Here is a 23,701-nt window from a genome sequence, read left to right as displayed (position 1 = left end):
GGCTGGGGAGGGGTAAGCCCTTGCGACACCCTCTCCCACCAGTCTCAGCCCTGAAACACCCCATCCACCCAAGCCGCCTATACTCCCCGCACCCACCACGGAGACGACCCGTCATGCTCTTGCTGATCCTCGGTCTGGTGTTGTTCCTTGGCGTACATTCCGTGCGCATTTTCGCCAATGATTGGCGCACGCAACAGTTCGCGCGCCTCGGCGAGAAGAAGTGGAAGGGGCTCTATTCCCTCATCTCCATCATCGCCTTCGTGCTGCTGATTTACGGCTTCGGCCAAGCGCGCCTGCAACCCGTGCTGCTGTATGTGCCGCCGATGTGGCTGCGTCACTTGAACGGGCTTTTCACCTTGGTCGCCTTCATCCTGGTGGTGGCGGCCTATGTGCCGAACAACCACTTCAAGGCGCGGCTGGGCCACCCCATGCTGGCCGGTGTGAAGACCTGGGCCTTTGGTCACCTGCTGGCCACCGGCATGCTGCACGACGTCGTGCTGTTCGGCGCCTTCCTCGTGTGGGCGGTGGCGGATTTCGTGGTGTCGCGCCGACGCGACCGCCTGGCCGGGACGGTTTACCCGGCCGGCACCGCCAAGGGCGATGTCATCACGGTGCTGGCTGGCGTAGCAGGCTGGGCGATCTTCGCCTTTGCACTGCACGCGTGGTGGATCGGCGTGAAACCTATGTAATCGCCATGGTAGGGGTGACGGGAGTCATCTACACGCGCCCTGCCGGTGCGCGCTAAAGTCACCGGCAACCTGACTGCGAGGGCCCGATATGGCCGCCTTTCTGCTTTGGCTGTTGCTGCTGGTGTTCTGCTGGCCACTGGCCTTGCTGGCCCTGGTGCTCTACCCCATCGTGTGGCTGATCACGCTGCCGCTGCGCCTGGCCGGCATCACGGTGACTGCGGTGTTCGCCTTCCTTGGCGCCTTGTTGATGCTCCCGGCTCGCGTGCTGCGCGGCAAACCTGTCTGAGCCCGGGTGGAGAAACCCAACGCTCCCGCCTGCAAACGCAATCGCGAACCGATCCTCGCGGTACTCCGCAAGCACTTCGCCGACCGGCACCAGGTGCTGGAGATCGGCAGTGGCACGGGGCAGCATGCGGTGTATTTCGCCGCGGCATTGCCGCAACTGAACTGGCAGTGTTCGGATCGCGCGGAAAGCCTGCCGGGCATCCGTCTCTGGCTGGATGAAGCAGCGCTACCGAACACACCCGCACCCCTGGTGCTGGATGTCGGCGGCCACTGGCCCGCACAACGCTATGACGCCGTGTTCAGCGCCAACACGCTGCACATCATGGCGTGGGATGAGGTCGAAACGTTGTTTGCGCGACTGCCGCAAGTGACCACGGACAACGCCCTGCTGGCGATCTACGGCCCCTTCAACAAGCAGGGCCATTACACCAGCGACAGCAACGCAGCTTTCGATCAGTGGCTGAAAGCGCGCGGCGAACACATGGGCATCCGCGATGCAGAAGCCGTCGACGCGCTGGCGCTGGCAGCGGGCTTTCATCTGATCGACGACATCACGATGCCGGCCAACAACCGCTGCCGTGTCTGGCAACGCCGCTGATCGGCAAGCGCCTGCTCAACGTCTCCGCTGGCATACGCCGGGTGATATGCGCGTCCGGCAGTGGCATCATGACCGCGACGTCCCAAGCCCAGTCCCGATCGCGCTCCAGTGCAAGCTATCGACACCTTTATTCCCTGCCCTTGCGGCAACGCTGATGGTTACGCGCGCTGCTGCGGGCCGCTGCATGATGGTGCGGTGGCGGCGACGGCTGAGCGGCTGATGCGTTCGCGCTATAGCGCCTACGTGCTCAAGCGCGAGGATTATCTGCTCGCCACCTGGCATGCCAGCACCCGCCCGACCACGCTCAAGCTCGGCGCCCAGCAACCCGCACCCACCTGGCTCGGCCTGACCGTGAAACGCCACGAGAGCCAAGACGACCATGCCGTGGTCGAATTCGTGGCACGCCTGCGCTACGGCGGCGGCAAAGCCCAGCGCATGCATGAAATCAGCCATTTCGTGCGCGAGGCGGGACGTTGGTACTACGTCGACGGCAGCTTTCCGGACGCCGCCGCACCGTAGGTCGGCGAGCACCTAAACACTGCCAAAGCTCAACGCCGTTTCACCTTCGAAATGGCCAAACGGCCCAAAGCGCCGCTCGATCATGACGCCACGGCCATCGTGCCCGATCGCCACCACGGTGCTTGCGCGCGTGCCGTAGTGCTCGCCGCGAATGAAGGCCGACGACAGCCATCGCTCGCGCTCCAACCCCACGCCGGTATCCGGCAACTCGTCGTCCGGCGCCCGATGTTCGTCGGCCAGCGCAGTGAACAACGGCGCGAAGTCCTCGCTATCGTCAGCCGACACCAGCCACGCCTGCACCTGCTGCATAAGGGCCCGGGCCTTCGGCCAGGGCGTATTGAAATCGGCGTTCGACAAGCCATGCACACCCGGCGACACCGGCTGCGCCTTCGGCATCGGCCGATTGCCGAGATAGAACGCATCGGCGGCGTCGAAGGTAAGCAGGTTGAACGGCCGATAGTCCGCCGCGGTTTGCAGCAGCGATGGCGCATGCGCCGCCGCGCCGGCCTCGCCGCGTAGATAGTCGGTCGCCAGCAGGCCGCGGGAAACACCCCGTTGTGGATCGCCAGGATCGCGCACATTGGTCACCACGCAACAACGCCCCGCATCGGTCACGCCGAGCCAGGTGCCACCGGCTTCCAGGTCGCGACCGCCGACCACGGGGGAGTCCGGCCAGCGTGCCAGCGCCGCACTCGGCCGCGCGTGGAATTCGTCGCGGTTGCCCGCCAACAACAACCGCCAGCGCGGATGCGCCTGCCAGCCGAAGGCGATCAGGCACATGGCCGCAAGGCCGCACGTTTGTTCGCAGCTTCCGCCCAGCGCCTCGCCACCACCGGCGAGGTGATGCACACCGCATCGTCGGTGACGGTGGTCACGGCGCGCTCCAGCAGTTGGATGTCGGCTTCGTGCTGCCGTGCCACATGCGGGTCTTCGAAGAACAGCACGCGATGGCAGCGTCGCTCCAGCACCAGGTCGGCGATCTGCGCATCGCCACCCATCGGGCCGCTTTGGTAACGATGCACCCACGCCTTGTTGGCGGGCCAGCCGCGGCTCCAGGCCAGCTCGTTCAACTGCAGGCCAGTGGTGCCGGTGGCGACGCGGCGGGCAAAGCGCGACAGCAGCTCGAAATGGTCCGCCGCGTAGGCCAGCATCTGCGGCTTCATGGCGTCATGCGCGATCAACGCGAGCGTCTGCGCCTCCAGAGCGTGGAAGCCATCGGCGTTCGGATCGGGAGCGAGGCCGGCATGAATGCGCTCCAGCTCCACCCAGTCGCAGGCCGAGGCCACCGTGGAAATAAACGGCTTATGGTGGATCACGCACTGGCGCTTGAGCGCCACCGCCTCGGGGAAGATCGAGGAAGGGTTCACCGGATGCATCAGGTAGATGGCGCCATCCAACACGCGGCCGGATTCCGGCAGACCCACCACCTCCGCCACCAGTTTCATCAGGCCACCCTCGCGGCCATAGGGGTAGCGCAACAGTCCTGCATAGCCCGCAAGCTGTCCATCACGAACGATGGCGTCATAAGTCCGGCCGACCGCATGCAGGCTCATACCCAGCTCGCGAATACCCGGCCCACAAGCCCGCAGCCAGCGGAACAGCGCGGCCTCGTCATGGCTGTGGTGGAGATGGTTGGCGGCCAAGCCTATGCGCATGCGGTTCCCCCTGGAAAGACGATTCACCCAAAAAACCAATAGCAGACTGCAATCGATGCCAGTACGCCGGCCAGGTCGGCTAGCAGCGCACAGCCTACCGCGTGTCGCACACGCCGAATGCCTACCGCGCCGAAGTACACGGCAATCACGTAGAACGTCGTCTCGGTGCTGCCCTGGATGGTGGCGGCAAGCAGTGCCGGAAAGCTGTCGACGCCGGAGTGGTTCATCGTCTCGATCAGCATGGCGCGCGCCGCACTGCCGGAGAGCGGCTTGACCAGAGCCGTCGGCAACGCATCGACAAAACGCGTATCCAGCCCGGCGTGCTGCGCCAGCCAACGCACACCGTCCAGCGCGTAGCCCAACGCACCTGACGCGCGCAGCACGCCGACGGCGCACAACATGGCGATCAGATACGGCAGCAGATCCTTGGCCACGTCGAAGCCCTGCTTCGCCCCATCGATAAAGCTCTCGAACAGCGGTATCCGCTTCCACATGCCCACGCAGAGAAACGCGACGATCACGCCGAACAACACCAGATTGCCAAGCAGCGACGAAAGCGAGGCCAGCGCTACCGCCGACAACGAAAACAAGAAGGCAAGGAAGGCACTCAACAGCAAACCGCCGCCACCCAGCCAAACCAGCACCACCGGGTCCCATAGGCGCAGCCGCTGCATGACGGCGACCGACAGCAAGCCAGTGAGGTTGGCCGCGAAATGCGCCAGCAGGATCGGCAGAAACACCAAGGTGGGATCGTGCGCACCGGCCTGTGCGCGATACATGAAAACCGTCACCGGCAACAGCGTCAGCGACGACGCGTTGAGTACCAGGAACAGGATCTGCGCATTGCTCGCCGTATCCTGCGACGCATTGAGCGTTTGCAACTCGCGCATCGCGCGCAGGCCAATCGGTGTGGCGGCGTTATCCAGACCCAGCGCATTCGCAGTGAAGTTGAGCGTGATCAGGCCGATCGCCGGATGCCCACGCGGTACACCAGGCATCAACCGCTCGAACAAGGGACCGAACAGCCGCGCCAGACCGTCCACCACCCCGGCTTGCTCGGCAATACGCAGAAAACCCAGCCACAAGGTCAAGGTGCCGAACAGCAACACCATCACCTTTACCGACAACTCCGCCATGTCGAACAGCGAAGCCACGATGGCGGCGAATACCCCCGCGTCATCACCCACTAGCCAACGCGCCAGCGCAGCGATGGCCGCCGTCAGGAAGAAACCGAACCAGAGTCGATTCAGCATGCGGCGTGCAGGGCGTAGTCGGCGGTCACCATGGCCGCCATTGTGCGTGATGGAGCCGTGCGTGGCACACCGGTCATGTCGCTGGCGCAACACCGCGTCTTTGAGCGGGTTCAAACGAAGCCCCCCAAAAGAAAGCGGCGCCCCAACCAAGGGGCGCCGCTTCATCTGCTCACTCAAGTACGGCGCTTGGCCGTCATTACAGCTTGAACTTCACACCAAGGTTGTAGAAGCGACCCACCAGACCCGATTGCGCCCAGGTCGGGTTGTAGTTGGCGCCAGCACCGGCATAGTCGGCCTGATCGAGCGGGGGCTTCTTGTCGAACACATTCATCACCGAACCGGTGATGCTGATGTGGTCGTTGATCTCATAGCTACCCGTCAGGTCAAAGTCGGTGAAGGACCCCACCTTGCAGCTGAGGGGAAGGAAGGAGATGCACGAGCCGCTGGAATGGAAATCCAGAGCGGTGTTCTTCATGCCGCTGGTGTAGTACAGCGTACCCGTGACCGTCAGCGGCCCCCAGATGATCGTGTTCGCCCACGAGCCGCGAGTACGCGGCGTACCTGCACCCGACGACAGGATGTAGGGACCATGCGTACCGACGAACTGCTGCTTCGTGCCATTGGGCAAGGTGAGCTTCCAGTTGAAGATCTGCGTACCGGACAGCTGCGTGACGTAGTGAAGATTACCGCTGAAGTCGAAGTGGGCCTGGATGTCCAAGTCCATGCCGGTGGTCTTCAGCGATTGTCCGTTGACGAACTGCGTGTCGATTTCGATCGGGCGCGGCTGCGCATTCGGGAAGGCCGGATCGGGCAGGTCGGGGATAACCGTCACACCGGGATTCTGGGGGCGGCCGGCAAAGTAGTTGTCCAGCGCAGAGCCAGAGTCGCCAGGAACGATGACATTCTCTTTCTTGATGTTGTAGTAGTCGATCGAGGCGTTCAGCCAATCGGTGGGTTGTACCACCACGCCGAGCGTGTAGTTGGTCGCCTTCTCCGGCTTGATGTTCTTGTTGGCGATCGTCCCCAGTGCGATGGCATAAGGCAGGGTGTAGCCATTGCCGCCGCCATGCGCTGCAAGGAACGCGGGATCGGTGATCTGCTCGGTCACGAAGCCGGTGCTTGAACTGGAGCCGTTCTCCGAGAAGCTCGGCGCACGGAGCCCCTTGGAGTAGGTACCGCGAAGCGCGACCCAATCGAAAGGCTTGTACTTGATGCCGACCTTCGGCGTGAAATGATTGCCTACGTCGGTGTAGTGGTCGAAGCGACCCGATACATCGACTTCCAATGACTGCAACAAGGGCGCATCGAACTCGACATAGGCAGCGCTGACATCGCGGCTACCCCTTGTGATCGCGTTACCGAGGCCCAGCGTGTCATTGCCTGGATTGAGGGTCGGATCGTTTTGCGCCTCATGCCGGAACTGGGCGCCAACAGCGACGCCAAGCGCACCGCCCGACAGATCCCATAGCTGGCGGTTGGCGGCAAGGTCGAGCGAATCCAGGTCGGAGGTGGAGGTCTTGCTGTAGGGCGGAGCCACCAGGTTGCGCGCGGCACCGGTGTTGGCGCTGGGATTGAGGAAGTTGTAGGTGCCATTGGTAATGGCGTTGACCAAACCGCTAAAGCTTATCGCGCCGAAGCGGTTGGTACCCAGCCAGGTGTGGTTGAGTACCACAGTCGCATCCCAGTTCCAGTCGCTGAAGGTGCCATTGACGCCGCCCACCATGCGCGCGTTGTGATTGTTGTAATTGGTGCCGGCAGGAATGTCGCCGAAGGCATAGTTGATCAGCGCGTACTGGCCCTGTGCAGCGTACGGATTATTTGGGTTCAGAGCGCCACCCGGCAAGGTAGGCGGCAAGGCGATGCCGTTGGTGTTGTGCGGAATGCCGTTCTCGATCTGCGCCGGCGGCGCCACAGTCCAGGTCTTGGCTTCGAAGAAGCTGGCCGACATGTAGGCCGTGGTGGTGTCGTTTAGCTTGACAGTGAAGCGACCATAGATACCGCCCTGCTCCATCTTGGGCTGCACCTGACCGTACTGGCCCACGAAATTTTGCTGGCAGTAGCTGCCTGGGGTGTTCGGATCATTGGTGACGAGTATGCCCTTGGGGCCGCATCCACCCGGCGCCAGCACCTGCGTGGGCCCGCCAGTAGCTCCTACGCCGTCGACAAAGCTGCCACTGCCTCCCGGGGTCAGCGTGCCGGGCGTCACCGAGCCGTAAATCGAGCCCGAGCTTGCTGCCGGCTGGCCGCCGTTATTGTTCTGGCCGCCGATCCGACGCAAGTCGGCCGTATTGAACGGGAAACCGCGCTGGCTGATGTTGATCGGGTTGTCCCGCTGGTACTGCACGCTGACGTAGCCGTTATAGCGGTCGGTCTGAAGGTCGCCACCGCCGGCCATCAAGGTGGCCTTGCGGGTGAAGCCGCCGCCATGCTGCGAGGTACCGACATCGGCCGTACCTTCCACGCCGTGGAAGTTCGGCTTGAGGATGATGTTGACCACGCCACCGATCGCATCGGCGCCGTACAGCGACGATGCGCCATCTTTCAGCACTTCGATGCGATCCACCGCAGCGAGCGGAATGGTGTTCAAGTCGACGAAGGAGCGAACGCCGTCATCCGACACGGCGTAGGTCGCGCTGCGATGGCCGTCGATCAGCACCAGAGTGGAGTTGACGGTCAAGCCGCGCAACGCCACGCCGGAGGAACCGGCCGCAAAACCGTTGGAGAACGCGTTGGGGATGGAGCCGCTGTTGTCGGCCGAGACCGCGCGAACGACATCGGACACCGTGGTCAGACCGCTGCGCTGAATCTGGGTGGCCGAGATAACGGTAACCGGAGATGGCGTTTCCACGTCGACACGTGGAATAGCCGAGCCGGTCACCGTGATGGTCTGAAGTTGTTTCGCCTGTTGTTCTTGTGGCGGCGGATTGGACGTCTGGGCGGGAGCAGTGCTTTGAGCAAATACAGTTCCGGCAGGAGCGAGCATCAGTCCGGCCAATGTCAGGGCGAGCTTGTTGCGCTTCATGTGGTTAGCCTCTCTTTGTATTGATCCGCAATACGCCAGACGATCCTTTCAGCGATGTGGGGGATGCGCTAACAAAGCTGCGCCGCTGAATGCTGGCAGGCGGAGTCTTCCACTTTAAGGTTAGCTTCACAAGTTCCATGACATTAGCCGTAACTCATTGCTGTGCGTAATATTTTGCGCGATGCCGCATAAGCACGGGCCGTACCTCCGTAAGTCATTTCAAAGCGCGTTGATAATCAGGCTAAGAGTCCACGGGGCCATGGTTGAAAATAGATCTTCGCCTTAATTAATGGGCTACTTATAACGATCCAAAAATAATCACCTGAAATTCACAGAGGCAAATGCAACGTGAAAGTAATGCCTTTGCCGTTCGTCGCGTTTCAGCGCACGATGCATAAAGCCCAGCTAAACCACCTCGCGAAAGCGCAAGAAATTGCTAATTGGGATGTTAAAAAGAGAAAAGCGAGCAGCGCCGCAGAGGGCTTACCGGCCGGCGTGCATCCACATGTTCTTTACAAGCCCAGGGTGTCCGACAGCGACCGTCGATCGTCTCCGGCCGAACCAGGAACGATCGACGATCGTCTCCGGCCGAACCAGGAACGATCGACGATCGCTTAGCGAGCGGAACCGCAGCGCTGGGAGTGTCTGCGGTCAGCCCAGCAGCATGCGCGCGATGGAGCCGGCAGCCTCACGGCCGTCGTAGACCGCGCGCACTACTAAATCGGCACCGCGCACGTTGTCGCCCCCGGCGAAGATGCGCGGGTGACTGGTCTGGTGCGACAGCATGCCATCGACACCGGTGGCGACCTTGCCGGAGTGCTCCAACGTCACGCCGTGCGAGCGCAACCAGTCCGGTGGGCTGGGTAGAAAACCGAACGACTGGATCACCACATCGGCCTCGATCTCGTATTCACTGCCTTCCACGTTCTGCGGACGCGCACGACCGTCGCCGCTGTCGACCAGCGCGGTCTCGACGACACGCACCGCACGCACCCTGCCATCCGCATCGCCAAGGATGTCCAGCGGCTGCCGCTGGAACAGGAACTCGACACCTTCTTCACGGCTGTACTTCACCTCGCGTGCTGAGCCCGGCATGTTCGCCTCGTCGCGGCGATACACACAGGTGACGGAGGATGCGCCGAGGCGAATAGCGGTGCGATTGCAGTCCATGCCGGTGTCGCCGCCGCCGAGCACCACGACGCGCTTGCCGCGGAAGTCGAAGGCGTGGGGCACCTGCTCGTCGCGCAACAAACGCTCAGTGTTGGCGATCAGGAACGGCAACGCGTCATGCACGCCGTGCAGCTCGCGGCCTGGCAGTTGCGCGTCGACATAGGTATAGGCGCCGGTGCCGACGAACACGGCGTCGTAGTCGTCCAGCAACTGACCGAATTCAACGTCGCGCCCCACTTCATGACCGAGCAGGAAGCGCACGCCCATGCCTTCGAGCACGTCGCGACGCGTGCGCACCACGCCCTTGTCCAGCTTGAACGGCGGAATGCCGAAGGTCAGCAGGCCGCCGATCTCTTCTTGACGGTCGTAGACATCCGCGGCAATGCCGGCGCGGCGCAGGCGATCCGCGCAGGCCAAGCCAGCCGGGCCAGCACCGACGATAGCCACGCGCTTGCCGGTCTCGCGCACCGCCGACAGATCCGGGCGCCAGCCCTGACGCAATGCTTCGTCAGTAACCCAACGCTCGATGCTGCCGATGGTCACCGAGCCGAACGCGGTCTGCTCCAAGGTGCAGGCGCCTTCGCACAGACGGTCCTGCGGACACACGCGGCCGCAGATTTCCGGTAGCGGGTTGGTCTCGTGCATCAAGGTGGCCGCTTCCATGATGCGGCCGTCCTGCACCAGCTTCAGCCAGTTCGGAATGTAGTTGTGCACCGGGCAGGCGTGTTCGCAGTACGGGTTGCCGCAATCGATGCAGCGCTCCGCCTGCGTGCCGGCCTGGGTCGTGCCAAAGTCACCGGCGATCTCGCCATAACCCAGCACACGAATCGCCACCGGCACCGTGCGCGGGGTTTGTCGCTCGACGTTGAGGAACTGGAAGGCCTTGTCGCTCATGCTGCACTCCTCAGCTCTTCCGCCAGCGCGGAAAGGCTGGCCGCCTTCGGCTTCACCAGCCAGAACTTGTATTGCAAGCCGCGGAAGTCGCGCAGGATCTGCCGTCCCCAATCGCTGCCGGTGAGTTCCACATGACGCGCCACCAGGCCGCGCAGGTGTTGCATGTAGTGCTCCATCCCTTCGGGAGAGATACGCAGGATGTCGACCAGCTCGTGGTTGTAGCAGTCGACGAAATCGCGCTCGAGATCGAGCACATAAGCGAAGCCGCCCGTCATGCCGGCACCGAAGTTGAGGCCGACCTTGCCGAGCACGGCGACCACGCCGCCGGTCATGTACTCGCAGCAGTGATCGCCGGCACCTTCCACCACCGCGAGCGCACCGGAGTTGCGCACGGCAAAGCGCTCGCCTGCGCGACCGGCGGCGAACAGCTCGCCATCGGTGGCGCCATACAAACAGGTGTTGCCGATGATCGCGGCATCCTGCGTGGCGAACGGCGAATCCAGCGGCGGACGCACCACGATGCGGCCACCGGCCATGCCCTTGCCGACGCCGTCGTTCGCTTCACCGGTGAGGTCGATATGCACGCCGCCGGCATTCCATGCGCCCAGGCTCTGGCCGGCCGCACCTTCCAGCCGCAGCACGATGGGATGCGCATCCATACCGTGATCGCCGTGACGGCGCGCCACGTCACCGGAGAGACGCGCGCCGATCGCGCGGTCGGTGTTGGCGATGGGATAGTTGAAGGTGCCGCCACTGCCGGTCGCCACGGCTCCGCGTGTATCGCACTCGATGCGCGTAGCCAGGGCGGCTTCATCGCGCATCGGATTGCGCGGCGAGGTGCACGCAAAGTCCACGCTTGTACCCAGGCCGCGGCCATCGATCAGCGGTTGTAGATCCAGCTTGTGCTGCACCGGTGTGGAACCTTCCACCTGCTCCAGCAGATCGGTGCGGCCGATGATCTCGGCCAGGCTGTGCACGCCCAACCGCGCCAGATGCGCGCGTACGTCTTCCGCCACAAAGCGGAAGTAGTTCATCACCATCTCGGGCAGGCCGACAAAGTGCTCTTGGCGCAGCACGGGATGCTGAGTCGCCACGCCGGTGGCGCAATTGTTGAGATGGCAGATACGCAGGTATTTGCAGCCCAGCGCCACCATCGGGCCGGTGCCGAATCCGAAGCTCTCGGCACCGAGCAGCGCCGCCTTGATCACGTCGAGGCCCGTCTTCAAACCACCATCGGTCTGCAAGCGCACGCGGCCACGCAAGTCGTTGCGGCGCAGGGTCTGTTGCGTTTCGGCAAGACCCAGCTCCCACGGCGTGCCGGCGTATTTGATCGAAGTAAGCGGGCTCGCGCCGGTGCCGCCATCATGGCCGCTGACCGTGATCAGATCCGCACCGGCCTTCACCACACCCGCCGCCACCGTGCCGACACCGGCATGGCTCACCAGCTTCACCGACACCAGCGCCTGCGGATTAACCTCCTTGAGGTCGTGGATCAGCTCGGCCAGATCTTCGATGGAATAGATGTCGTGATGCGGTGGCGGCGAGATCAGGCCGATGCCCGGCTTGGCATAGCGCAGGCGCGCGATGGTGGCGTCCACCTTGTGGCCCGGCAGCTGACCGCCCTCGCCCGGCTTGGCACCCTGCGCGATCTTGATCTGCAGCACTTCGGCGTTGACCAGATAGGCAGGCGTCACGCCGAAACGGCCCGACGCGACCTGTTTGATCTTGGAGGTTTTCTCGGTGCCGTAGCGCGCGGGGTCTTCACCGCCTTCGCCGGAATTGCTGCGTGCACCCAGGCGATTCATGCCGATCGCCAGCGCCTCATGCGCTTCCGGCGACAGCGCGCCCAGCGACATGCCGGCGGAGTCGAAGCGGCGCAGGATGCTTTCCACCGACTCGACCTGATCCAGCGGCAACTCCGCGGCACTCGCCTTCGGACTGAGCAGATCGCGCAGCGCTGAAGGCGGCCGATGGTCCACGACATCGGCATACACCCTATAGTCCGCCGCGCTGCCGGTGCGCACGGCCTTTTGCAGACTCCCGATCACATCGGGGTTGTACATGTGGTACTCGCCACCGTGCACATATTTATAGAGGCCGCCGGCGCGCAATGGCTGCGCTTCGTTCCACGCCTCGGCGGCGAGCAGCCGCTGATCGTGCTCCAGCTCGGCGAAGCCGGCGCCACCGATGCGCGAAGGCGTGCCGGGGAAACACAGCTCCACCACCTCCGGCGCCAGCCCCACGATCTCGAACAACTGCGCACCGCGATAGCCAGCCACGGTGGAGATGCCCATCTTCGATAGGATCTTCAACAGACCCTTGCGAATACCGCGACGGTAACTGCGGCCAATCTCAAAGCGGTCGTCGGCGATATGCCCTTCACGCCCCAGCTCGAACAGGCTCTGATACGCCAACCACGGATAGATCGCAGTGGCGCCAAAGCCGATCAGACAGGCGAACTGATGCGGATCGCGCGGCGTGGCGGTCTCGACCAAAATGTTGCACTGACAACGCAGACCTTCGTCGATCAGGTGCGCATGCACCGCGCCCACCGCGAGCAGCGAATGAATCGGCAGCAAGCCGCGCTCGGGATAACGATCGCTGAGGAAGACCAGCGCGCAACCCTCGCGCACGGCCTGGGCCACGTCGCGACACAGGCGGCGCAACGCCGCTTCCAGACCTTCTTCCGGCGCATACATCAGATCGAATCGCGGCGTGCTGATGAACTGCGGCATCGCCAGCAGCTGGCGCAACTTGCGCTGGGACAGGATGGGTGAGTTGATCAAGATCTGCTTCGCGTTCTCCGCGCGCAGATCGAACACATTGCCTTCCGCGCCGATCTGCGTGACCAGCGACATCACCAGCTTCTCGCGCAATGGATCGATCGGCGGGTTGGTGACCTGGGCGAAGCCCTGGCGGAAGCGGTCGAACAACGGACGCACCTGGCGCGACATCGCTGCGATGGGTGTGTCGTCGCCCATCGAACCGGTGGCTTCCATCTCCAGTTCCGCCAGCGCTTTCAGCACCGACTCGCGCTCTTCGCGCGAGAGACCGTAGAGCTTCTGGTAGCAACGCAGCTGGTCCGTCGGCAGCGGTTCGGCCGCCAGCGTGGGGTCGATCAGGTCGGATTCGAGATAGCTGACACCAGCGCGCAGCCAATCGCGATACGGCGCGCGACGGCGGTTGATGTCGTCGATATCGGCATCGCGCAGCAAACGCTGATTGGCGAAATCCACCGCGATCATCTCGCCTGGTGCCAGGCGGCCCTTGGCGATGACTCGCGCGGAAGGCACGTCCCACAAACCAGCTTCGGAAGCGACGATCAGATGGTTGTCGTCCGACAGTGCCCAGCGCGCGGGACGCAAGCCGTTGCGGTCCAGGGTGCAGGCCGCGTAATGGCCGTCGCACATCACCAGGCCGGCGGGGCCGTCCCAGGGTTCGCTATGCAGGGCGTAGTACTCGTAGAACGCGGCGAGGTCTTCATCGATGCCTTCGCGCGCGGCAAAAGCCGGCGGCACCAGCACGCGCATCGCGGCGATCAGGTCCAGGCCGCCGGCGATCAGCACTTCCAGCGCGTTATCGAGACTCTCGGAGTCGGAGCCGGTCTGGCGCACCATCGGACCGATGTCCGACAGATCCACCAGCGGCGAGCGCAGGATGGATTCGCGCGCCTGCATCCAGCGCCGGTTGGCGCGGATGGTGTTGATCTCACCGTTGTGTGCCAGCAACCGGAAGGGCTGGGCCAACCTCCACTGCGGCGTGGTGTTGGTGGAGAAACGCTGGTGGAACACCATCGCGTCCGCCACCAGTGCCGGATGCTGCAGATCGGGATACACGTTGCGCAACTGGCCCGGCGCGGCCATGGCCTTGTAGCCAATCACCGCAGCGGACAGCGTCACTACATAGAAATGCGCTTCGTCGGCCAGCGCGGTTTCGGTGCGGCGGCGGGCGCGGAACAGCGCGCGCTCGAAATCGTCATCGTCGCTGCCTTCCGCCGCTTCCACGAATACCTGGCGCACGCGCGGGCACGCGGCAGCGGCCAGTGGGCCGCAGGCTTCGGGATTCACCGCCACATCGCGCCAGCCGGCCACGTGCAGGCCCTCTTGGCGCAGAAAGGTTTCCAGTGTGGCGACTGCATGCTCGCCGCCCTCGGGATCGAGGAACACCAGCCCCGCCGCAAAACGTTTGCCCAGAGTCAGCCCCGCCTCGGCCGCCATCGCCGCAAGCCACGCCTGCGGCTTGTGCACCAGCACGCCGCAGCCATCGCCACTGACGCCGTCGGCGTTCACGCCGCCGCGATGGGAGAGCTTGGCCAGCGCCGCGAACGCGGTGTCGACGACCCAGGTGCTGGGACGGCCATCGATCTGTGCGACCAGACCGAAGCCGCAGCTGTCGTGTTCAAACGCGGCGTCGTACAGCGCCGGTGTACCTGACTGCGCCATCTTGCCTCCCCGGCCGATGGATTTGCGGGACGCGCACGCCCACCGGTGCCGAAGGCACCGCTGCCACGCACGCGGGTGTGGGTTCGACTAAAACACAGTTGTTGCGCCGCGTCAAAGCCATGCAGACGGCCAAATAACGGTCATACGCAGCGGATTGGGGCAGCTCGACCATACCAGTCGCGTCGCTTTGCGATGGCGACTCACGCAGCGAGGCAAACCACTTTGTCGAAAGCTCGGAAGAGATGTTGCGAAAAAATTTCCAAACCGCCGATTTGGGCGGATAGACGTCCATTCCAAAACACGTACCGTCACGCCACTGCCACGGAACGGTCAACAAGTCTCCTCAGCATGCCTCGGTTTAACCCAAACCAAACTAACCGGCGACCGACATGCCCACCCCGATCAGCACGCCTCGCACTGCTCTTGGCAAGATGGACCTTCCCGCTCTGCACCCGCTGACCGCCGGCATCCGCCGTCGCCGACTGCCGGCGCTGCTTTTGCCGGCGATGTTGATGGCCACAGGCTTCTGCATCGCTGGCGCGGCCGCCGCCACCGATACGCCGGTGACTGCGCCAGTGACAGCTCCTGTCGCGACAAAGCAGCTTGAAGAAGTCGAAGTACGCGCCAACACCACCACCTCCGCCATCACCCAGGCGCCGACCCAGGCGGAACTCAACATCACCCAGCCGCAGTCAGTGATCGGCCTGGACTACATCAGCAACCACGTGGCCCCCACCGCCGACTACGCCGCCATCGCCGGCATCGCGCCCGGCGTCTCCACCATCGGTGTCAGCGGCCCCGGCCTGGGCGAAGCCAAGCAGATGACCATCCGCGGCTTCAACGACAACCAGTACAACGTCACCTACGACGGCATCCCGTTCGGCGACACCAACGACTTCAGCCACCACACCAGCAGCTATTTCCCGGCCAAGATGATCGGCCAGGTCACGGTGGACCGCGGCCCCGGCGGCGCCAGCCAGATCGGCCAGGCCACCTTCGGCGGCACCGTGGCGCTGCGCTCCAAGGATGCGCGCGACGAGTTCTCGTTCATTCCCACGGTGAGCTACGGCAGCTACGACACCACCCTGACCCACCTGGAGCTCAACAGCGGCCGCATCGACAAGCTGGGCGGCGGCAAGCTGATCTTCAGCGCGCAGTACAACGACACCGATACCTACCGCACCAACTCGCCGATGAACCGCAAGACCGCCTACCTCAAGTACGTGCAGCCGGTAGGCAGCAGTACGGAAGTCACGGTCCTCAGCAACTACAACTACATCACCTTCAACAACCCGGATAAGACCGACCTGACCCAGCAGCAGATCGACACGCTGGGCCGCAACTTCGGCCTCAACCGCGACCGCACCAGCACCGACTGCTATTGCTACAACTACCAGACCAAGGAAACCGATCTGGAATACATTGGTGTAAGCAGCGCGCTGAGCGATACCTGGCAGCTGGACAACAAGCTCTACACCTACGCCTATCACAACGACAGCCACGAGAGCCCCTACGTTGGCACGGGCGCGTCCAAGACCAACCTGGGCGGCTTCAACAAGATCAACGACTACCGCGCCTGGGGCGACACGCTGGAAACCACGCGCACCGACGAGCACGGGCAGCTGCGCTTGGGTGGCTGGTACGAATACATCGACAACACCCGCTACAGCGTGGCGCTGGACTACGGCCTGGGTGGCATCCATGACGTGAAGAAAGGCAAGCCCGACAGCAGCGCCTACAAGTACACGATGATCGATCGCCTGCGCACCACGCAGCTGTACGCCGAATACGCCTGGCGCGTCACCGATGCGTTCACCCTGACGCCGGGCGTGAAGTACGACCGCGCCACGCGCTATATCAGCGCACCGATCAACCAGACCACCAAGCTGCCGCTGTACGACCACCAGACCTGGGACAAGCCGCTGGGCTCGCTGACCGCCAACTACATGCTCACCAGCGACTGGAGCGTGTACGGCCAGGCCGCGCAAGGCTTCCTCACGCCCAACCTCAACCAGTTCTATGTGCCGAATCCGGCCGAGAACAAGGCCAAGCCGCAGAAGACGATGAACTACCAGTTCGGCACGGTCTACAAGACCGACCGCTTCAACGCCGACGCCGACGTGTTCTACATCGACTACCAGAACTTCCCGCTGACCGCGCTCGATCCGGTCACCCACGATCCCATCTTTGCGATGGCCAAGGGCGCCACCATGCGCGGCGGCGAAGCGGAAGCGACGTACTACGTGGGCGAAGGCGTGAGTTTGTACGCCAACGGCTCGCTGATCGACGCCAAGTTCAAGAACTCCAACCTGCGCATGCCCACCGTGCCGTCCGGCACGGCTGCGCTCGGTTTCCTCTACGACGGGAACGGTTTCTTCGGCTCGCTCACCGAGAAGTACGTGGGCGGCCAGCGCGTCTACAACGGCGACTTCAACCCGGATGTCGCATCCTCGGTGAACGCCAGCGGCCACACCACCGGCTGGTGGCAGGCCGCGCTCAGCCTCGGCTATGGCCAGAACCTCACCGGCTCGGTGATCAAGAGCTACAAGATCCGCCTGCAAGTCGACAACCTGCTCGACGAACACAAACAGGTCATCGACTCCATCAAGGGCACCACGCCGTACTACCTCGTGCTACCCGGCCGCAGCTGGTTCGCCTCCGTTTCCCTGGCCCTCTGACGCCGACAGGAACCCATCATGCAGACGACCTCGCTCCGCCTGAAAAGCGCCCTGCTCGGCCTGACCCTGCTCCTCTCCGGTGCAGCCCACGCTGACGACACCCCGCACTATCTCGACGACGCCAAACTGCACGAACTGCAAGCGATCATCGCCCCGCCCTCCGTCCCCGGCTCGCCCGAGGATCGCGCCGACCGTGCAGTCACCGACCGCGCCTACGCCGCCGCGCGCGGCAAAGACGAAGCCACGCTCGCCAAGAAGGAAGAAGCCTTCGACGTCTTCGCCTTCTCCCGCGTCATCGGCCCCAACTTCGACACCAGCAAACTGCCCCACACCGCCACCCTGTTCACCGAAGTCCAGAAAGAAACCGCAGCGGCCGTCAAAGAAGCCAAGAACCACTGGCAGCGCGCCCGCCCTTGCCCCCTCGACGCCTGCCACAAAGACCCCGAAGGCGACGAAAAGAACCTCAAGAAGAAAAGCTACGGCTATCCCAGCGGCCACAGCACCCGCGCCACCGTCTTCGCCGTCCTCCTCGGCAAACTCATGCCCCAGCGCACCGACGACCTCGCCGGTTATGCACGCGATGTGGGTTGGCGTCGCGTAGTGCGTGGCGCGCATACGCCGCAGGACATTTATGCCGGGCGGGTGTTTGGACAAGCGTTGGCAGCGGCGTTCTTGGCGAATCCGGTGTTGCAGAAGGATATGGAAGAGGCGGAAGCGGAACTTACTGCGGCGGGTTTGACTGCGCCGATGAGTGAGACGAAGGCAGCGATGGTGCATTGAGTGCGGCGGGACTGGGGTTTGCTGATGCTCACTCCGGCCTACAGCTCTCCGTAGCAACGACATCCCGAGCACCCACCACCCCTCCCCAACCCTCCCCTGTCCCACGGGACTAGCTTTGCGTCGCAAGCAAGGGAGGGAGCAAAAGCAAAGCGATGCGAAGCGAGCCCGTGACGGGTCCCCTGTGCAGCGGTGAGGGCTGGACGATCAGGCCCCGAAGGGGGCATCGACAGGACGTCGATGCCTTTTCGACACGACAGGGACGTCGTGTCGAAAAGCCCGGCCAGCCCTCACGGACCCGCAGGCGAAGCCGGAGGGCGCGGAACCGGGGTGGCCTCTCTTTTGGTTACTTTTCTCTGGCCAAACAGAGAAAAGTGACTCGGACCGCGGCAGCGGTTCGAAAGCCCGCGGCAGGCGAGCCAGAACACGCAGACACGACAATCGAGCGATATGTCACTGGGTCCCGGCCTACGCCGGGACGACGAAGTAGAAACGGTGTCGCGAGCACCCGCCCCCTCACCCCAACCCTCTCCCCGAGAGGGAGAGGGAGCTGAAGCGTCAGTGCTTGGTGGCAGCATCCGCCGGCGCAGCAACACCGCGATTCAACACCAATCCCTTCAACACATTCAGCGCCTGCGACAACGCATAATCCTGCGTCGCCAACTTCGCATTCTCCGCACTGCCATCGTTGTCGATGTCCTTGCCCTTGCCGCCATCCTCATTGGCAAGGTGATTGCGCAAATCCGCCTCGGAGCCGATCAGCGTGGCCGAGCTATCCGCCTTGTTCACCGCCAGATCGGCCAGCGCGATATCCGGCTTGATGCCTTCGGCCTGGATCGATGTACCGTTAGGCGTGTAGTAACGCGCCGTAGTGATCTTCACCGCATGGTCCGCATCCAGCGGCAACACCGTCTGCACCACGCCCTTGCCGAACGTGCGGCGGCCGACGATCAGCGCGCGATGGTTGTCTTTCAGCGCGCCGGACACGATCTCGGCGGCGGAGGCTGTGCCGTTGTCGACCAACACCACCATCGGCGCACCATTGAGCAGGTCGCCAGGGTGCGCGGCAAAGTTGAGGTTGGCATCCTGCAGACGGCCCTTCGTGGTGACGATGGTGCCCGTGTCGAGGAAGTCGTCACTGACACCCACGGCGGCGGTGAGCAGGCCGCCGGGATTGGAGCGCAGGTCGAGGATGGCGCCGCGCTGCGCGCCGCTCTTCTTGATCAGCTCGCCGAGCTTCTTTTCGAGATCCGCTGCGGTGTCGTTCTGAAACTGGCTGACGCGGATGTAGGCATAGCCAGGCTCCAGCTCACGCGTTTTCACGCTGGTAATCGAAATGCGCTCGCGCACCAGCGGCATGTCGATCGGCTTGTCGCTCTTCTCATGCAGGATGGTGAGGACGACCTTGCTGCCCGGCTCGCCGCGCAACTTCTTGAACATCTCCTCGATGTTCTCCGTACCGACCGCCTTGCCGTCGACCTTGATGATGGTGTCGCCAGGCTTGATGCCGGCACGCGAGGCCGGCGTATCGTCGATGGGCGAGATGATGCGCAGCGTGCCGTCCACCTGCAGCACTTCGATGCCCAGGCCGCCGTATTGGCCGGTGGTGTCTTCGCTGAGCTCGGCCAGGCCTTCCTTGTCGAGGTATTCGCTGTGCGGGTCCAGGCCGGTGAGCATGCCGCTGATGGCGGCCTTCATCAGGGTCTTGTTGTCGACTTTTTCCACATAAGCCTGGCGCACGATCTCGTAGACCCGGCTGAAGTTACGGATGTCATTGAGGTCGACGGGGTCCGGCGTCTCGCTGGACGCGGCCTTAGCCGGCGCGGCTTCCGCCTGCTTGTTGCCATGGGCGGGGGCCGTCTGGGCCTGCAGCATGGGCGCTGCCATCAACAAGGCGATCAGACTCAGGGTGGGAAACCGCATGACGTACTCCGGAAAAGCGAGGGGCGCGCCGCGATGCGGTGCAGCGCCAGGCTGCTTGGACCGCCGGAACGCGCCGGAATTCAGTACTTGTATTAGCTAGCCTGCGTCGCCGTAAGTTCTACGTCAACGCTGGCGGCTCAGCCAGCTGCGTGGATCGACCGGTTTGTTGTTCTGGCGCAGCTCGAAGTAGACGCCCGTATTGACGCCGGTGGGCGCCGCCGCCGTGCCGACGGCCTGGCCGGCCTCAACCTCGTCGCCCACGCCGTGCAGCAGGCTTTCGTTGTTGCCGTACATGCTCATCCAGCCGCTGCCGTGGCTGAGGATCAGCAACATGCCGTAGCCGCGCAGGAAGGCCGCGTAAACCACCCGGCCACGCGCCACGGCGCGCACTTCGCTGCCACCGCCAGCCTTGATCAGCACGCCGTTGCCGTAGGTATTGACCACACCGTTGGCCGGCCACGGCAGGTTGCCGCGGATATTTGCGCTGCCCTTGCCCGGCGACACGCTGGGCGCGGCCGGATTCGCCTTGGCGGCGAGGGCGGCGGCACGGGCTGCTTCGTCGATGGCTTTCTGCAGCTTGTCGACCAGGTTGTTGAGTGATTGCGCGTTCTGCTTCAGCGCCGCGAGCCGTTCGCCCTGGTCCTTGTATTGCGCGTCGGTCTGGGCGGCCAGCTTGGCCTGCGCGGCACGCTGCTGCTCCAGCGTCTTCGCCTGCTGTTCGCGCTGGCTGCGCGCGGCCTGCAGGGCTTGTTGCTCGGTGGTGATGCTGGCCTCCAGGTCCTGCAGATGAGCCAGGTCGCCCATCAGCTTTTCCACGCGCTGCACGCGGTCTTCCTGGAAGTACTTGGAATAGGCCAAAGCGCGAGCCACCCGGGCGACATCTTCGTCACCCAACAGCAGGCGTAGATCGGAACCACGCCCCAAGGTGTAAGTGGCGCGCAACAGATCGGCGATGGCGGCGCGCTGGCCGTCCAGGCTTTTCTGCAATTCAGTGCGCTGCTGCTGCAATTTTTCCAGCTCGCGCTGCTTGGCGGCCAGTTCGCTGTCCGTCTGGCGCACCGCCTTCGCGGCACCAGCCACGGCATTGGCCTGCTTGGCCAACTCGGCGTTGGCGCTGTCGCGCTTGGCGGCGGTCTCCGCCTGCTCCTTGGCCAACGCCTCCATCTTGCTGCGCACATCGGCGAGCTTCTTTTGCGCCTCGGCCTGTTCCGCCTTGGTCTTGGCATCCTGTGCCATCGCGGGCATGGTGGCGAAGCCGGCGAGAAGGATCGCGGCACCGATGAGGCCGCGAGCGCAACGACGGGCGGAGCAATGGTGTTTTGGCATCGGCCGATTATCCCTGAGCAGAGCGATCCCGGCGAGACGTTAGAGCCTGTTCAAGGTCTCCGCGTGGCCCGCGTTGACGAGCTATGGGCGCCAAGTGGTGGAGCGTGGCGCAGCGCCTGACTGGCTGTCAGGCCAAGCCGCGCGCCGCCGCATGGCGCCCATAGCTCATCAACCCTCCGGGCCGGGTCTGTTTGCACGCAATCCTGCGTCATCACTCGGTTGTGTATCGACATACACGCCCTCGTTCTTCCTGGTCTTGCGTGCAAACAGATCCCGGCGCGGGCCACGCGGAGACCTTGAACAGGCTCTTGGACAAACGCCGCCGCGCTACCATCGTCGGATCGATGACAGGAGGGACGGAGCGTCATGCGGGTCGCAAGAAGCAAGACGATCGCCGGCACAGGCATCGCATGCATGCTGCTCGCTGCTCCTGGATGGGCAACCGATACCACCTTGCCAGCGGTGCAGGTCAATGCCGTACGGCTGGACGTTCCTCCGTTCGACCTCCCTGCCTCGCTAAGCGTGGTTACGGTGGCGCCCGGCGACAGTGGCAAACCGGGCGTGAATCTCTCCGAGGCATTGATTGGCGTGCCGGGCGTGCTGGCACGCGATCGGCAGAATTACGCACAGGACGAACAGTTGTCGCTGCGCGGCTTCGGCGCGCGCTCCACCTTCGGCGTGCGCGGCGTGCGGCTGTATGCCGACGGCATTCCCGCGACCATGCCGGACGGACAGGGGCAGCTCTCGCATTTCAGTCTCGATGCGGCGGAGCGGGTAGAAGTGCTGCGCGGGCCATTCTCCGCGCTGTACGGCAATGCTTCCGGCGGCGTGGTGCAATTGTGGAGCGCGGAAGGAACGGTGCCGTCACAGACACGGATAGGCCTGTTCGCCGGTAGCGATGCCAGCATGCGGCTTGGCCTGTCGACGCGCGGCATCGACGGCGCGCTCGACTACAACCTGGCCTTGGCACATTTCCAGACCGCTGGCTATCGCGACCACAGCCGGGCCCAGCGCGAGTCCGGCAACGCACGGCTCGGTTTCGACCTGGGCAAAAGCGGGCACCTCACCCTGGTATTCAACACACTGGCCCTGCCGCAGGCGCAGGACCCGCTCGGTCTGACCCGTGCGCAAGCCGAAGCCAACCCGCAGCAGGCGCCCGCCGTCGCCTATCAGTTCGACACCCGCAAGAGCGTGCACCAGACCCAGGGCGGCGCGATCTATGAGCTGGCGCCAGATGCGGATACGCAGTGGCGTCTGATGGCCTACTACGGCCAGCGCGGCGTGCAACAGGTGTTGGCCGTGCCGGTCGCCGCACAACGCGATCCGCTCAGCGCCGGCGGCGTGGTCGATCTGGACAGCAACTACGGCGGGATCGACGCGCGCTGGACTCGACGAGCCGATCTCGTTGGCCGCCCACTGGAGCTAGTGCTTGGCCTCAGCTACGACGATCAGGATCAACACCGTCGCGGCTACGAAAACTTCGTCGGCAACACGTTGGGCATCACTGGCCGATTGCGCCGCGATGAGGATGACCGCGTGTGGAATCTCGATCCATACGCCCAGCTGTACTGGCGTTTCGCCACGCAGTGGTCCCTCCTGGCCGGGTTGCGGCATAGCGAGGTGCACTTCCGCTCGAACGACCGTTACATCGCTCCCGGCAACCCGAACGACAGCGGACGTATCCGCTACGGCGCGACCACACCCGTAGCGGGTTTGCAGTACCGTCCCAACGACAAGCTGCGCTTCTACGCCAGTTATGGCGAGGGCTTCGAAACACCCACCTTCAACGAACTGAGTTACCGCGCCGATGGTGGCGCCGGACTCGCCTTCAACCTGCGCCCATCACGTAGCCGGCAAGGCGAATTCGGCGCGAAATGGCAGCCAGCGACAGACTGGGAACTCGACACCGCCTGGTTCCGCGCCGACACCCGCAACGAACTGGCGGTAGCCAACAACACCGGCGGACGCGCGCGCTACCGCACCATCGGACGCAGCCGGCGCCAAGGCGCAGAAGCTTCGTTGCGCGGCGAACTCGGCGATGGATGGCGACTAGCGCTCGGCTTGACCCACGTGCAAGCACGCTTCCTCAGCGCCTTCAGCAGCGGCACACCAGCCATCACCATACCGGCCGGCACACGCATACCAGGCGTTCCGGAAAACTACGGCTCATTGCGGATTGAACGCGGCGCCACACTCGGTTGGCGGATGGGCATCGAACTGCAAGGTGTCAGCGCCGTATCGGTAGACGACCGCGACAGCTCACATGCACCAGGCTATCTGTTGACCGGCATAGACCTGGGCTATGGCCTGGCGCTAGGTGCGACGCGCTTGCACCTGAGTGCGCGCATCGACAATGTGTTTGACCGGCGTGCCATAGGCTCGGTGATCGTCAACGAAAGCAACGGCCGGTTCTACGAACCGGCGCCGGGACGCAGCGTGATGTTTGGCGCGCAACTAGAACTCTAAACCC

At 63.9% G+C, this 23,701-nt stretch carries 15 protein-coding genes; 7 read left to right on the top strand and 8 right to left on the bottom strand.

All coding sequences use genetic code 11. The annotated features are described in order from the left end of the window. Nucleotides 1-113 precede the first annotated feature (113 nt). The 4 genes from OUZ45_RS12100 to OUZ45_RS12085 all read left to right on the top strand — a co-directional run bounded on the left by OUZ45_RS12100 (nt 114) and on the right by OUZ45_RS12085 (nt 2,091). Nucleotides 114-689 carry an NnrU family protein gene (locus OUZ45_RS12100; protein ID WP_266170361.1) on the top strand — a complete coding sequence of 192 codons (576 nt, stop codon included), beginning with the start codon at nt 114-116 and terminating at the stop codon, nt 687-689. Between the two features lie 88 nt (nt 690-777). Beyond that, nucleotides 778-975 carry a hypothetical protein gene (locus OUZ45_RS12095; protein WP_266170360.1) on the top strand — a complete coding sequence of 66 codons (198 nt, stop codon included), beginning with the start codon at nt 778-780 and terminating at the stop codon, nt 973-975. A 6-nt stretch (nt 976-981) separates the two neighbouring features. Next, nucleotides 982-1,572: a DUF938 domain-containing protein gene (locus OUZ45_RS12090; RefSeq protein ID WP_266170359.1), complete on the top strand. Its 591-nt coding sequence runs from the start codon at nt 982-984 to the stop codon at nt 1,570-1,572. A 108-nt stretch (nt 1,573-1,680) separates the two neighbouring features. Further along, the gene (locus OUZ45_RS12085) at nt 1,681-2,091 is read left to right on the top strand and encodes a YchJ family protein (protein ID WP_266170358.1); all 411 of its coding nucleotides are present in this window, start codon (nt 1,681-1,683) and stop codon (nt 2,089-2,091) included. 12 nt (nt 2,092-2,103) lie between these two features. Here OUZ45_RS12085 and OUZ45_RS12080 read toward each other — a convergent pair whose 3' ends face one another. The 6 genes from OUZ45_RS12080 to gltB form a co-directional block, all read right to left on the bottom strand. Continuing rightward, on the bottom strand, nt 2,104-2,871 hold the full coding sequence (locus OUZ45_RS12080) for an NRDE family protein (protein ID WP_266170357.1): 768 nt from the start codon (nt 2,869-2,871) through the stop codon (nt 2,104-2,106). Then, a complete protein-coding gene (locus OUZ45_RS12075) occupies nt 2,862-3,746 on the bottom strand; it encodes a methylglyoxal synthase (RefSeq protein WP_266170356.1) in 885 nt (294 codons plus the stop codon). Before OUZ45_RS12075 ends, OUZ45_RS12080 begins: the two co-directional genes overlap by 10 nt. Before the next feature lie 23 nt (nt 3,747-3,769). Then, nucleotides 3,770-4,999: a nucleoside recognition domain-containing protein gene (locus OUZ45_RS12070; RefSeq protein ID WP_266170355.1), complete on the bottom strand. Its 1,230-nt coding sequence runs from the start codon at nt 4,997-4,999 to the stop codon at nt 3,770-3,772. A 196-nt stretch (nt 5,000-5,195) separates the two neighbouring features. Next, nucleotides 5,196-8,021, bottom strand: coding sequence for a TonB-dependent receptor domain-containing protein (locus tag OUZ45_RS12065; RefSeq protein WP_266170354.1), 2,826 nt, complete (start codon nt 8,019-8,021; stop codon nt 5,196-5,198). 651 nt (nt 8,022-8,672) lie between these two features. After that, the gene (locus OUZ45_RS12060) at nt 8,673-10,085 is read right to left on the bottom strand and encodes an FAD-dependent oxidoreductase (protein WP_266170353.1); all 1,413 of its coding nucleotides are present in this window, start codon (nt 10,083-10,085) and stop codon (nt 8,673-8,675) included. After that, entirely contained in the window at nt 10,082-14,527 is a 4,446-nt protein-coding gene (gltB, locus tag OUZ45_RS12055) for a glutamate synthase large subunit (protein ID WP_266170352.1), read from the bottom strand. Before gltB ends, OUZ45_RS12060 begins: the two co-directional genes overlap by 4 nt. A 389-nt stretch (nt 14,528-14,916) precedes the next feature. Between gltB and OUZ45_RS12050 the strand changes: the two genes are divergently transcribed. Both OUZ45_RS12050 and OUZ45_RS12045 read left to right on the top strand, forming a co-directional pair. Beyond that, the gene (locus OUZ45_RS12050; RefSeq protein ID WP_266170351.1) at nt 14,917-17,205 is read left to right on the top strand and encodes a TonB-dependent receptor; all 2,289 of its coding nucleotides are present in this window, start codon (nt 14,917-14,919) and stop codon (nt 17,203-17,205) included. An 18-nt stretch (nt 17,206-17,223) separates the two neighbouring features. After that, nucleotides 17,224-17,985 (top strand): phosphatase PAP2 family protein, encoded by a 762-nt coding sequence (locus tag OUZ45_RS12045; RefSeq protein ID WP_266170350.1) that lies wholly within the window; start codon nt 17,224-17,226, stop codon nt 17,983-17,985. Nucleotides 17,986-18,540: 555 nt separating this feature from the next. Here OUZ45_RS12045 and OUZ45_RS12040 read toward each other — a convergent pair. Together OUZ45_RS12040 and OUZ45_RS12035 are read right to left on the bottom strand one after the other, a co-directional pair. After that, the gene (locus OUZ45_RS12040; RefSeq protein ID WP_266170348.1) at nt 18,541-19,905 is read right to left on the bottom strand and encodes a S41 family peptidase; all 1,365 of its coding nucleotides are present in this window, start codon (nt 19,903-19,905) and stop codon (nt 18,541-18,543) included. Between the two features lie 123 nt (nt 19,906-20,028). After that, nucleotides 20,029-21,231 (bottom strand): murein hydrolase activator EnvC family protein, encoded by a 1,203-nt coding sequence (locus tag OUZ45_RS12035; RefSeq protein WP_425601689.1) that lies wholly within the window; start codon nt 21,229-21,231, stop codon nt 20,029-20,031. A gap of 366 nt (nt 21,232-21,597) precedes the next feature. Here OUZ45_RS12035 and OUZ45_RS12030 point away from each other — a divergent pair, with 366 nt between their 5' ends. Further along, a complete protein-coding gene (locus tag OUZ45_RS12030; protein ID WP_266170347.1) occupies nt 21,598-23,697 on the top strand; it encodes a TonB-dependent receptor in 2,100 nt (699 codons plus the stop codon). Nucleotides 23,698-23,701: the final 4 nt, after the last annotated feature.

Source organism: Dyella subtropica, from assembly GCF_026283965.1.
GTDB classification, from domain to species: Bacteria; Pseudomonadota; Gammaproteobacteria; order Xanthomonadales; family Rhodanobacteraceae; genus Dyella_D; species Dyella_D subtropica.
The sequence above is the reverse complement of the archived record's forward strand: the minus strand, read 5'-3'. Positions and strand labels throughout refer to the sequence as shown.